Source organism: Salipaludibacillus aurantiacus (assembly GCF_900111295.1).
GTDB lineage: Bacteria > Bacillota > Bacilli > Bacillales > Salisediminibacteriaceae > Salipaludibacillus > Salipaludibacillus aurantiacus.
The window spans coordinates 109,578-121,672 of sequence record NZ_FOGT01000007.1 but is presented as its reverse complement, the minus strand read 5'-3'; the positions used below and the strand labels follow the sequence as shown (position 1 = coordinate 121,672).

The window sequence follows — 12,095 nt, the reverse complement described above, 5'->3', positions numbered from 1 at the left end:
GGAGTGAAGATAAATGGGATTTTTCGAATTTTTGATGAATGAGATACTCAGTCTTCCGGAAGTGCTCGTCGGTTTAATCGTCATGATCGGGTTAATTTTGCAAAGAGCAAAATTTGCAAAAATCTTTTCCGGTACGTCTAAAAGTATCATTGGTTTCGTTATTCTTGGCGCAGGGGCAGGCGTTGTCGTAGGGTCGCTCGATTCACTTGGCGGAATCATTCAGGATGCTTTTAACATCCAGGGGGTCATCCCGAATAATGAAGCGATAGTGGCACTGGCGCAGCAAACACTTGGTACAGAAACAGCTCTAATTATGGGCTTTGGTTTTATAGCAAATATTTTATTTGCCAGGTTTACGCCGCTTAAATATATTTTCTTAACGGGTCATCATACCTTCTTCATGGCTGCCCTGCTGTCTGCCGTATTAGGGACATCAGGTATGAGCGGCATTACGTTAGTGGTCACAGGTTCTGTGATCCTGGGTGCTGTCATGGTTATCATGCCTGCACTGGCACAGCCGTTTATGAAAAAAGTAACTGGCGGCAATGAGATCGCGATGGGGCACTTTGGCACGTTCGGGTATGTCTCTGCCGGTCTTGTCGGTAAGGCGGTAGGAAATGAGAAAGACTCCTCAGAAGATATTAAAATTCCTGATTCATGGTCCTTTTTAAGGGATTCCTTAATTGCTACGGCGCTCACCATGGTTATCATGTTCCTGATCCTTGTTGTAGTGGCGGGGCCTGAAGTGGTAGGCGTTTATGCCGGCGACCAGAACTATATCATGTTCGGTATTATGCAAGGGATTACATTTGCAGCCGGTTTCAGTATCATTATGGCCGGGGTTAGAATGATTCTCACTGAGATTGTACCAGCGTTTAAAGGGATTGCTGAGAAACTTGTACCGGGCGCGAAACCGGCTTTGGACGTTCCGATTATTTACCCTTATGCCCCAACGGCAGTTATTATCGGATTCCTGAGCAGTTTTATCGGCGGGGTCATCAGCATGTTCTTCCTTGGTATCTTTAATTTAGCTCTTATTATTCCGGGCCTTGTTCCTCACTTTTTCACAGGTGCAGGTGCAGGAGTATTCGGAAATGCGACAGGTGGTAAGATTGGAGCCGCAGCAGGTGGTTTCACAAACGGTGTTCTCATCAGTTTCATCCCGGCATTGCTGCTTCCTGTATTAGGTACACTCGGGTTTGAAAATACCACATTTGGAGATTCCGACTTTGGAATCATAGGTATTCTGATTGGATTCTTAGCTAATTTATTCAGTTAATAGTGAGGAGGCCCGTGATGGTAAACTTGCATGAGAAAGCAAGAGAAATCAGGAAGGGCATACTCCGGACAGTTTATACTCAGAAACAAGGACACATCGGCGGACCGTTATCGGCCGCCGATGTTTTGGCCGTTCTGTATTTTGATAAAATGGCTGTTAAACCTGAGGAACCGGAGTGGACAGAGAGGGACCGGTTTGTGCTGTCAAAAGGCCACTCTGCCATTGCCCTTTATGTGACGTTAGCTTTAAAAGGTTATTTCGAGTACGACGAACTGTACACCTTTGACGCTTTGCATTCCAGATTGCAGGCTCACCCGGACATGACGAAATTACCAGGGATCGATATGTCTACCGGATCACTGGGCCAGGGTATTTCTGCCGGTGTTGGGATGGCTCTGGCCGCAAAATTGCAAAAGAAAGATTATAAAACATATGTCATGTTAGGAGACGGGGAATCCCAGGAGGGGCAAGTGTGGGAAGCGGCTGCTGTGGCAGCCCGGTATAACTTATCTAACTTGGCAGTGATTGTAGATAACAATGGTCTTCAGCAATATGGCTGGAAGGAAGCAGATTCGTCTGAAAGACAAACGCCGGATGTTCGTTTTGAAGAAAAATGGAAGGCGTTTGGTTGGAAAGTGCTTACTGTGGACGGCCATCAGTTAGATGAGATAGCCGAGGCGCTGGATGCTGTAAACGATAAAGAGAATAAGCAGCCTGTTGCCATAATCGCTCAAACGGTTAAAGGTAAGGGGATTAGTTTTATGGAAGGGCAGTATGAATGGCATTCCAAAGTACCAACCGAATCAGAGTTTAATAAAGCAATGAAGGAACTCGGGGAGGTCATGCCATGAGCCTTACGACTAAAAGCATGCGTGATGCATTTGGAAAACAGTTGACAGAGATGACCCTCCAGGATCCCTCTATCGTGGCTTTAGATGGTGACTTAGGAAATTCGACCCGATTAGCTTTTGTGGAAAACGAGAATCAGGACGCTTTTCTGCAAATGGGGATCGCCGAACAGAACATGGTCGGTGTCGCAGCTGGACTGGCTACTTGCGGAATAAAACCGTGGGTTTGCAGCTTTGCGGCTTTCATCACAAGACGGACATTTGATCAATTGGTTGTCAGCGTAGACCAGCCTCATTTAAATGTTAAACTTGTAGGAGCTTATAGTGGCCTGCTAACAAGCAACACCGGTAAAACCCATCATTCTTTTGAAGATATTACGCTTATGGCCTCGCTGCCTAATATGGTCGTGTTATCACCTGGCGATGCACAGGAAACAGTGAGGATGATGCAAGCAGCTGGTAAATATGAGGGGCCGGTATATATCAGGTTATCACGGGACGAGAACCTCGAATTTTTGCCGGGGTCAGAAGAACCGTTTGAGATAGGTAAGGCGAAGTGGCTGAACAGTGGAAAGAAGATTGCCTGTGTATCCACGGGGGCAATGAGCCCCAGGGTGTATAAAGCGATTATAGAATTAAAAGCAGAAGGCATGTCTCTGACTCACGTGCATTTCCCTACTATTAAACCGTTGGATAGAGAGACTGTCATTAAACTGGCGGAAAGTCACGAACATCTCGTGACAGTGGAAGAACATTTTGTCAGAAACGGATTCGGCAGTCTTGTTAATGAAGTGACATCGGCCACGTGTCCTGTTCAAACGACCAGAATAGGTATTCAAAATCAGTACAGCCAGTGCGGAAAAAATGACGAACTGTTAGACTATCACGGGTTAAGTACTGGTAAATTAAAAATGAAACTAGCAGAATTGTTTGAAGGTAGGTGATCGTTATGATTAAGGCAATCGCGTTAGATATGGACGGAACGTTACTGGATCCTCACCACGACATCAGTGAAGAGCTGATTCACTTACTGACTTCATTCAGGGAGAATGGTGTCCGTTTGTTTCTTGCTACCGGCAGAACGTTGAAAGAGGTTAATGATGTTCTGCCGGAGGCTCTTACTCCGGATGGTATTGTGGGCGGAAATGGAATGGTTATCGAAGCAAACAACCAGCTTCTCACTGAGCATGAAGTTGAGACAGACCTGGTAAATTTGTTAGCAGACGATAGCAGAAAGTTAGGCCTTTATTACGAAATTCATCCCAGTGAGGGAACCAGATTTGCTTATGAAAAAGATAAAGAGATATTAAGGGAAGAAGTGGATTTTCCGGAAGACACAACCGTTGAGGAACATGAAGCTAAATCCAGAAAAGAAGCTGTTAAGTCTAAAATCCATTGGATACAAACTTACCCGGAAGCGAAAATTCTGAAGATCTATTTTTTCAGCAAATCTCAGGATAAAATAAAACAATGGAAAAAGCATCTGGAAGAATTAAAGCAAGACTACCAGTTTTCCACCTCATCATCCTCCCAGCATAACGTGGAAGTGATGGCAGGGGGAGTCAATAAAGGAACCGGCGTTCAGCAGTTACTTGATTATTATGGAGTTGACAGCGAGCACCTTATTGCTGTCGGTGATGCCAATAATGATCTACCTTTGCTGCGTTTGGCCGGGATTCCCGCTGTAATGAAAAACGGCAGTGATGAGGTCAAAAAAGAGATTAATAATATAACAGATTATACAAACGAAGAAAATGGCCTCTATCATTTTTTAACTCAATATAAACAGGATTAATAACACCTGCCCGCTGTGTGAATCTGCTCATACCGCGGGTATTTTTTAGGGGATATGGGTTTTACTGCAGATCAGTAAAGGGGCGGTTTTTAATGGGAAATTCTCTGATTTTATTCCCGGGTTTTCTTGAAATTTGATAGATTTTCATTGAAAATAGTCAGAGATATTGCTTTGGGAGGGAATGACTTGCCGAGTACAGAAACAAAACTCAGAGAGTTAACTGTATATAAAGAGTTGGGTATGAAAACGGCTGCCACCCATTTTTGTCAGTGGCTGGATGGCGGTTTGTTAGATCATATTGACAAGGCTTTTATTCAGGAAGTAGATGACTATTGGACAAGTCATTATGGTAAAACGATTGACCCTGCTTTACCTACAGCTTTTATGAATTTGACTGGAAGAAAAGACAAGAGGTTAATACCGGGAAAAGTTATGAGGACAGAAATCCTTCCCGTATTTAATGATTACGATATGTCTGTCTTTTATAAGGACAAAAACCTTTACGATATTATTGTTGATCCGCCGCGGTCGCCTGAAACTCTCGTTAAAAATATAAACGGGAATTACTTTGATGCGGTTCATAACAGCATTGATATAGAGACCGCCAGGAAAAAAATAGTAACCAGTAAAACGGATTTAATTATAAAACCAAGCAGGTCAAACAATGGAAATGGGGTCGCAAAACTCACCGTAAAGGATAAGACGATTTATCTCAACGGAGAGGTTGTCACTTTTAACGAATTAGCAGATTTGTACATAGAAAACTTTTTAATCCAGGAAGCTATACAGCAGCATCCCATTCTGGCTGCCCCTCACCCGGCTTCTGTCAATACTTTACGTATGGTCACATTCAGGTGGAAAAATGAAATAAGGTATTTATTGGCTTTTGCCCGGTTTGGCAGTGATAACGATATCAGAGATAACGCGGGAGCCAGTGAGGGTGCTGATGGTATTCGGGTAGGGATAGATGATTCAGGAAAGTTCTTCAAAACTGCCATAAGTAAGCATGGCCAGCTGTATACTCATCATCCGACTACTGGTTTTTGCTTCGCTGATCTTGAGCCTATTCCTAATTTTGATGAATATAAACAGTTTGTTAAAGACTGCCATAAAAATATTCTGCCTCACAATATCATTTCATGGGATATTGCTATGGGGGCTGATGGGAAACCTGTCTTTTTAGAACCCAACTTTGCCGGAACCGCTCCTTTTTATCAATTGGCCGCTCAAAAGCCGTTTTTCGGAGATTTGACAGATGAAGTACTTCAGTATGTAAGAGCTCAACATGAAAAAAGTGAGCCGGTTTTGATGTTGAAAGATCGAAGAAGGGCAGAGAGAAAGTTGGAAGAGGAAAGGGTCAATAGAGAGAAACAGCTAAATGTAGAATTAACACAAGCCCAAAAACAAAATGCTAGTTTAATAGAAGAAAACAAAAAGATTAAGTCGGCATTAAAAACGAAAGAAGACATTCTTAAATTGAGAAATGATGAATTCGAAGCGAAAGAAAAGGAACTCAAAGCGAAAAAGAATGAGCTGAAAGATAAAAAGACTGAACTAAAAGCTAAAAAAAACGCGCTAAGAGATAAAAAGGCTGAGCTCAACTCTGTAAAGCTCAAATACAAAAGAACCATCCAAAGTAAAAGCTGGCGCTATACTCAGCTTTTACGGTCTGTTCTTAAGTCGGTTAAGAAGTAGGATCCTCCCTAAATAAACACGCTGGCCCCGTATCACTAAAATGATACGGGGCACGTATTGAAATTCATCCTTCCAACTTCTTCAAATCATCAAAAACTGGTTTTAACTGACCGTATAACTTCCTATAGACAGCGTACAGCTCCTGATAACGGGAGGTGACTGAGGAATTTGGCCGAACAATCTCCTGCATTGGCACAAATTCTTTTATCGATTCCAGATCGTTGACTTCACCCGTGGCAAGCATGCTGAACCAGGCAGCTCCCCAGGCAGAACTTTGGTGTGAGACAGGCAAGTGCACCTCTTTTTCAAAGATGTCTGCCAGAATCTGAACCCATAAAGGAGAACGGGCAAATCCTCCGCTGGCATATAGATTCGTTGTTTTCCCTACTAATTGCTCGACTACATTATAAATAGTGTAAAGGTTGAAAATAACCCCTTCCATTCCGGCTCTTAATAAATCTTCTTTTTTATGCTTCATGGTCAGGCCAATGTAGCTTCCGCGTACATTCGGGTCCCAGTACGGGGCCCTTTCGCCGTTTAAATAAGGCATAAACAGCAATCCTTTTGCTCCTGGAGGGCTTTGGGCGGCTTTTTTACAGAGCAAAGAAAAAGGATCTTCATTTTTTTCGTCTGCCTTAGCCAATTCTTCGTCTCCAAATACTTCTTTCATCCATTGAAGGATAATAGCACCATTGTTAGTCGGCCCTCCTAAAATCCATAGGTCTTCTGATACGCCGTAACAGAAGATATTCTGGTTCTCATCTGTTTTGGGACAGCTGGCCATCTGTCTGATAGCTCCACTCGTGCCAATGGTAAGGGCTGTGTCCCCTGGATTGATGGCGCCGATACCTAAATTAGCCATCGGACCGTCACTGCCTCCTGCAACAAACGGAAGGTCTTCCGGTACTCCCATTTTCGAAGCGGTCTCCGGGTCTAACCCTTGAAAAATATAAGTCGGCAGCACCGGTCTTGAGAGCTGGCTGCGCTTAATACCAGCCGTCAAAAGGGCGTGGTCATTCCAATCAAGCGTATGAATATCGAATAACCCCGTGGCTGATGCAACGGAAAAGTCCACTGCATCTTCACCAAACCATCTGGACGTTAAAAATTCTTTAATTGATAAGAATTTACTAGCCTTTAAGTAAGGATCATAATCAGTTTCCTTCATCCATACCAATTTCACGAACGGTGACATGGAATGGATCGGTGTGCCTGAGCGGCTGTAAATGTCGCGCGTTTCACCTCCTGACTTCAGTTTCTCCGCCTGCAGAGCGCTTCTCCTGTCTGCCCATGTAATTGATGGAGAAAGTGGCTGATTCGTTTTATCACTGCAGATGAGTGAATGCATAGCGGAAGATAATCCTACCGAAGTTAACTGGTCTCCTGAGATATTGCCTGTTTTAAGAGAATGGTTGATTACTTTAATAGCGGCTTGTTCAATAATTAATGGATCCTGTTCAGCATGATCTTCTAAAGAAGGCAAAAACGAATACCCGATTTCTGAGTCTGCAATCACTTGACCGCTTTTAGTAAAGATGACAGCTTTTGCACTCGTCGTTCCTATATCCAGTCCCATTACAAAATTTTTGTTAACCAAATATATCTTCCTTCCATAAAGTGACTTGTTATATCCGTTTAGTGGATATCGCTTTTCTCATTTTCTCGAGAGCACTTGTCATCTCGGTTTTTCTGGCAATACTTACGTTCACATAAATAGCATCAATAATACTTAGCTGAGCTAAACGTGAGGCGAGCGCTTCGGATCTGTATTCTGTTTCATCCGACACGGTATAGAGCGGAATATCAACGCTCTGGCTGAGCGGCGATTTGGCAAGGGATGTGATACCGATCGTTTTGACATTATTTTCTTTTGCTACCTCAAGAGCATCAAGAATGTCCCGGTTGGCTCCTGTGTGTGAAATTAACACGGCCACATCGTTTTCTGTCAGCTGCGATACGGACATAAGCTGCAGGTGAGAGTCACTGTAAGCCGCAGACTGGATGCCGATTCGCATAAATTTATGGTGGGCATCAGCGGCGATAATGCCTGAACCGCCATTGCCGTAAAACTCAACCTTGTTAGCTTTCAATATCAGGTCAATTGCCTCTTTAATGGCATCCAGGTTAAGCACTTCCAACGTTTCTTCCAAAGTTCGGATATTGGATTTAAACACTTTTTCAGAAATTTGCTTCTCGTCATCATCTTCCTGAATCATCTCATGGATATTTTGCATGCCGGTAACATGTTCTGAGGCCAGGGCAATCTTCATCGCCTGATACCCTTTAAAACCGATTTTTTTACAAAAACGAAAAACGGTCGCATCGGCTACTTTTATATTGTCCGCCACCTGGCTGATCGTTGAGTGAATAATTTCTTCAGGGTTTTCAAGAATATAATCAGCAACAGTTTTTTCCTTTTCACGTAAATTCGGGTAGGCCGCTTTAATGCGGTATTTAACCTGGCCGGTCGATATTTCAATCATTTGAATACCTCCTGTAGTAGAATTGTTCCTTTATAGACGAAAAGAAATTTTTTTTTCGTTAATGGTATTGGTTGAGCGGGAAAGCTTAATTATTTGGGAAAAACCCGGTATGTTAGTGTTTTGAAAGTCAGAAAGTTTCTTTATCTATTCTTCATTATAAATGAAAATGGCTCCGAAAGAAAATAATTTTCTTAATTAGGTTGAAAAAAGAAAAAATAAATCATATAATTGCACACATAAGAAAAATATTTTCTAAATAAGGACGTCAATGAGTTTTAAGGAGAGCTGATATATGAAATTAGGGATGATCGGTTTAGGTAAAATGGGATACAATCTTGTGCTTAATCTTTTAAGCCACGAGCATGAAGTTGTGGTGAATGATTCGGATCACAAACAAGTCGACAAAATTGCAGAAGAGGGTGGTATTCCTGCTTATTCAATTCGTGAAGTGGTAGAAAAGCTTGACGCTCCAAGGTCGATTTGGCTGATGGTGCCGGCGGGCGAAGTAACAGAACGTGTCATAGACGAATTAGCAGAAATGATGTCTCCAGGCGATACAATTATTGATGGCGGAAATTCAAATTATAAGGATACGTTAAGAATTGCTGACGTTCTAAAAGAAAAAAATATTCATCTAATGGATGCGGGCACCAGCGGCGGTGTTGACGGTGCAAGATACGGCGCGTGTTTTATGGTTGGGGGACCGGAAGAAGCAATCTCTCGCCATGAAAAGGTCTTTCAGGACGTAGCTGTTGAAAATGGTTATTTGCATGCAGGGGACGTTGGAAGCGGCCATTACTTGAAAATGATCCACAATGGCATTGAATATGGCATGATGCAGGCCATTGCTGAAGGATTCGATGTTCTCGAAAAAAGCCCGTTTGATTATGACTATGAGAAAGTAGCTAAAGTGTGGAATCACGGTTCTGTCATACGATCATGGCTGATGGAACTAACTGAAAATGCCTTTTCTAAAGATCCAAAGTTAGATGAGATTGCTGGTATTGTTAATTCCTCAGGAGAAGGAAAATGGACTGTGGAAACAGCACTTGAACAGCAGGTGGCTGCTCCGGTTATCGCTTTATCGCTCATGATGAGATACCGTTCCTTAGAACAAGACACCTTCACCGGCAAACTGCTCGCTGCATTAAGAAATGAGTTCGGAGGACATGCAGTAGTAAAAGCAGAAAAATAAAACTCAAAATTTCAGGGAGTTGGAGGGTGACGATGTATTTACCTGAAGGGATTATCCCGCCGGTGCCTACCTTTGTAACCGAAGATTTCAAACTGGATACAGAAAGTATGAAAACGGCGATCGATCATTTGATTGGTGAGGGCGTAAATGGACTGTTTTTTCTTGGGACGGGCGGGGAGTTTACCCACATGAGTAAAAAGGAACGGAAGGAAGTTGGCGAGTTTGCAGTCCAGTATGTGAATGGCCGGGTGCCGGTATTAATTGGAACCGGGACACCTGATACCCGGCAGACTATGGAGCTGAATGAGCACGCTTACAAAACAGGGGCAGACGGCGTTGTTGTTATTAATCCTTATTATTTCTCTTTTAGTGAGGAGCATCTGCTGAATCACTATAATACGGTTTTAGATCATACAGAACTGCCGGTTTTACTCTATAACTTCCCTGGATTAACAGGCCAGGAAATTCCGGCAGGGCTAGTAAAAGAACTGGTGGGAAAGCACGAAAATCTGGTAGGAATCAAAAATACGGTAGACAGCTTATCAAACACTAAAGAACTTCTTTATGCTACAGAGGAGTTCATACACAGATTCAGTGTTTTAGCCGGTTTCGACGATTATATTTTGGCTGGCCTCCATATAGGCTGCAGAGGGGCTATTACTGGCACGGCCAATATTGCTCCCGCGCTCTCGGTATTGTTATATGAAGCTTATATATCCAAAAATTATGAGAAGGCTATAAAAAACCAGCAGAAAATATCGAAACTTTGCAGATTATACGCACTCGATACACCATTTGTGGGAATTATTAAAGAGGCTATGAAACAAACCGGTATGGCTGTCAGTTCCCAAACGTTGCCGCCGCTTATCAAAGCAGATGAAAAACAGATTGAGCGGATTAAAATTATTTTACAAGAGTGTGAGCTTTAATTTTATTCGATCACAAGATTTTCAGGAACGCTCTGTCAAACCTCAGGGCTAACCTGGCTTTTGCATAAAAAAATAAACTAAAGGGGTGGAAGAAAAATGAAAAAAAGCAGTTTAGTAACAGGAGCATTGTCATTGTCGTTGGTGTTTACATTAGCAGCTTGTGGAGATAACGGAGTGAACGGAGACGCAGATCAAACTGATAACGAAAATGAAAACGCTTCAAATAATGGAAATGGTGAAGAAGCAGCCTCAGAGTACAACAGCAGTGAAGCAACGCATGTCATTGAAGCAGGGATCGGACTTAATAACCAGCATCCGCAGTACCATGGTCTATTAAGATTTAAAGAAATCGTTGAAAGTGAAACTGATGGTGATGTTTATGTAGAAACTTACCACAGCAGTCAGCTTGGTGACGACCGTCAAATGATGGAAGCTTTACAGCTAGGCAGCCAGGAAGTCACGATTCCTTCTACTGCTCCTATTGCAAATTTTGTAGAACAGTACGCTATCCTGGATTTTCCGTTTCTATTCCCGGATGAAGAAATAGCGATGGACGTGTTAAATGGAGATATTGGAGACCAGCTGCTTGACGCTCTTGAAGACCAGGAAATGGTCGGGTTAGCATGGTGGGAAAATGGTTACCGTGATCTGACAAATAGTGTTCAAGCAGTAGCAACAGCAGAGGATTTTCAAGGTCTGACAATCCGTACGATGGAAAATGAAGTTCATCTGGCCGCATTCCAGGAATTAGGGGCCAATCCAACACCAATGGCTTTCGGTGAATTGTTTACTGCCATGCAGCAGGGAACGGTTGATGGACAGGAAAATCCACTGGCGACTATTTATCTTGAAGGCTTCTATGAAGTGCAGGATCATTATTCCGATACAAATCACGTTTACAGCCCATTTGTATTCTTGATGAGTAAACAGTTCTATGATCAACTTCCGGATGATTATCAGGAAATTGTAAGAAATGCTGCACAGGAAGCCGGGGAATACCAAATTGAAGAAAACAGGAAACAAAACAATGAATTGCTCGATGCTCTCGTCGACGAAGGAGTGGAATATACTGAAGTGACTCCTGAAGCGCGAGAAGAAATGGCAGAGATTGTTCAGCCGGTAAATGAACGCTTTGCAGAACAAATTGATCCGGACTTTGCAGAAGAAGTCTATTCAGCTATTGAAGAGGCGCAGCAAAACGCAGAATAAGATTATGAAGGAACTGCTTAGTCGGCAGTTCCTTCAATAGCTTACAAACATAACGTTAGCAAAGAGGGGCAGGTGCAGTTATGCGGGTTATCAAATGGCTGGATGAACATACTGAGGAAGTTCTTCTGGTGGTATTCACAAGTATTATGGTTTTTATTATTGCACTGCAGGTTTTTATGCGCTTTGTCATTGGGTCATCACTTGCATGGTCTGAAGAACTTGCCAGGTTCAGTTTTATCTGGCTTGTATATATCGGAATTAGTTACGGGGTCAAAAAGCAAAGACACATTAAAGTTGATGTGGTGCTGATCGCCCTGAAAGGAAAAGCAAAAATTATTCTGAACATGATTTCAAATGTCATTTTTCTCGGATTTGCTGTAGTTATTATTTATTTCGGACAGGAAATTGCTTTACGGATACTCGAACTTGGACAAAGGTCCCCTGGGCTCAGAATCCCTATGGGACTGGTATATCTTGCGACTCCAGTAGGCATGGGATTAACGATCATCCGCCTTATTCAGCAGTTAATACAGCAAGGAAGGGCTTTGTCCGGCAAGGCAGATTTTGAAGTTGAGCTGGAGCATGAGAAAGCACTTGACAACCAATCAGATTTAATTGAAGACAATGAGAAGGAAGATCCAATCTCAGACAGATAGGGTGGG

The 12,095-nt window shown here is 42.8% G+C and carries 11 protein-coding genes; 9 read left to right on the top strand and 2 right to left on the bottom strand.

Annotated features, from left to right (window positions below; genetic code table 11):
* Positions 1 to 13: 13 nt before the first annotated feature.
* From BMW59_RS10450 to BMW59_RS10430, 5 genes are all read left to right on the top strand, one after another.
* Positions 14 to 1,279, top strand: coding sequence for a PTS ascorbate transporter subunit IIC (locus tag BMW59_RS10450; RefSeq protein ID WP_093051386.1), 1,266 nt, complete (start codon positions 14 to 16; stop codon positions 1,277 to 1,279).
* Positions 1,280 to 1,296: 17 nt separating this feature from the next.
* Positions 1,297 to 2,130: a transketolase gene (locus BMW59_RS10445; RefSeq protein ID WP_093051383.1), complete on the top strand. Its 834-nt coding sequence runs from the start codon at positions 1,297 to 1,299 to the stop codon at positions 2,128 to 2,130.
* On the top strand, positions 2,127 to 3,071 hold the full coding sequence (locus BMW59_RS10440; protein ID WP_093051380.1) for a transketolase family protein: 945 nt from the start codon (positions 2,127 to 2,129) through the stop codon (positions 3,069 to 3,071). Before BMW59_RS10445 ends, BMW59_RS10440 begins: the two co-directional genes overlap by 4 nt.
* A gap of 5 nt (positions 3,072 to 3,076) precedes the next feature.
* On the top strand, positions 3,077 to 3,922 hold the full coding sequence (locus BMW59_RS10435) for a Cof-type HAD-IIB family hydrolase (RefSeq protein ID WP_093051377.1): 846 nt from the start codon (positions 3,077 to 3,079) through the stop codon (positions 3,920 to 3,922).
* Between the two features lie 186 nt (positions 3,923 to 4,108).
* Positions 4,109 to 5,617 carry a sugar-transfer associated ATP-grasp domain-containing protein gene (locus tag BMW59_RS10430; RefSeq protein WP_093051374.1) on the top strand — a complete coding sequence of 503 codons (1,509 nt, stop codon included), beginning with the start codon at positions 4,109 to 4,111 and terminating at the stop codon, positions 5,615 to 5,617.
* A gap of 64 nt (positions 5,618 to 5,681) precedes the next feature.
* On the opposite strand, the gene BMW59_RS10425 is transcribed toward BMW59_RS10430, so the two are convergent.
* Together BMW59_RS10425 and BMW59_RS10420 are read right to left on the bottom strand one after the other, a co-directional pair.
* Positions 5,682 to 7,214 carry a gluconokinase gene (locus BMW59_RS10425; RefSeq protein WP_245733059.1) on the bottom strand — a complete coding sequence of 511 codons (1,533 nt, stop codon included), beginning with the start codon at positions 7,212 to 7,214 and terminating at the stop codon, positions 5,682 to 5,684.
* Between the two features lie 28 nt (positions 7,215 to 7,242).
* Entirely contained in the window at positions 7,243 to 8,100 is an 858-nt protein-coding gene (locus BMW59_RS10420) for a MurR/RpiR family transcriptional regulator (protein ID WP_093051371.1), read from the bottom strand.
* A gap of 292 nt (positions 8,101 to 8,392) precedes the next feature.
* Between BMW59_RS10420 and gnd the strand changes: the two genes are divergently transcribed.
* From gnd to BMW59_RS10400, 4 genes are all read left to right on the top strand, one after another.
* Complete coding sequence (gnd, locus tag BMW59_RS10415) at positions 8,393 to 9,295, top strand: phosphogluconate dehydrogenase (NAD(+)-dependent, decarboxylating) (protein ID WP_093051368.1); 903 nt, start codon at positions 8,393 to 8,395, stop codon at positions 9,293 to 9,295.
* Positions 9,296 to 9,327: 32 nt separating this feature from the next.
* A complete protein-coding gene (locus BMW59_RS10410) occupies positions 9,328 to 10,224 on the top strand; it encodes a dihydrodipicolinate synthase family protein (RefSeq protein ID WP_093051365.1) in 897 nt (298 codons plus the stop codon).
* 96 nt (positions 10,225 to 10,320) lie between these two features.
* Complete coding sequence (locus BMW59_RS10405; RefSeq protein ID WP_093051362.1) at positions 10,321 to 11,433, top strand: TRAP transporter substrate-binding protein; 1,113 nt, start codon at positions 10,321 to 10,323, stop codon at positions 11,431 to 11,433.
* Between the two features lie 80 nt (positions 11,434 to 11,513).
* Positions 11,514 to 12,089, top strand: a complete 576-nt coding sequence (locus tag BMW59_RS10400; RefSeq protein ID WP_093051359.1) for a TRAP transporter small permease — start codon at positions 11,514 to 11,516, stop codon at positions 12,087 to 12,089.
* The last annotated feature ends 6 nt before the right edge of the window (positions 12,090 to 12,095 follow it).

What these genes read in the sequence shown, in the direction of transcription:
- BMW59_RS10435 (WP_093051377.1), top strand. Translation starts at nt 3,077, where the DNA reads ATGATTAAGGCAATCGCGTTAGATATGGACGGAACGTTACTGGATCCT.
- BMW59_RS10410 (WP_093051365.1), top strand. Translation starts at nt 9,328, where the DNA reads ATGTATTTACCTGAAGGGATTATCCCGCCGGTGCCTACCTTTGTAACC.
- BMW59_RS10440 (WP_093051380.1), top strand. Translation starts at nt 2,127, where the DNA reads ATGAGCCTTACGACTAAAAGCATGCGTGATGCATTTGGAAAACAGTTG.
- BMW59_RS10405 (WP_093051362.1), top strand. Translation starts at nt 10,321, where the DNA reads ATGAAAAAAAGCAGTTTAGTAACAGGAGCATTGTCATTGTCGTTGGTG.
- BMW59_RS10445 (WP_093051383.1), top strand. Translation starts at nt 1,297, where the DNA reads ATGGTAAACTTGCATGAGAAAGCAAGAGAAATCAGGAAGGGCATACTC.
- BMW59_RS10450 (WP_093051386.1), top strand. Translation starts at nt 14, where the DNA reads ATGGGATTTTTCGAATTTTTGATGAATGAGATACTCAGTCTTCCGGAA.
- BMW59_RS10400 (WP_093051359.1), top strand. Translation starts at nt 11,514, where the DNA reads ATGCGGGTTATCAAATGGCTGGATGAACATACTGAGGAAGTTCTTCTG.
- BMW59_RS10420 (WP_093051371.1), bottom strand. Translation starts at nt 8,100, where the DNA reads ATGATTGAAATATCGACCGGCCAGGTTAAATACCGCATTAAAGCGGCC.
- gnd (WP_093051368.1), top strand. Translation starts at nt 8,393, where the DNA reads ATGAAATTAGGGATGATCGGTTTAGGTAAAATGGGATACAATCTTGTG.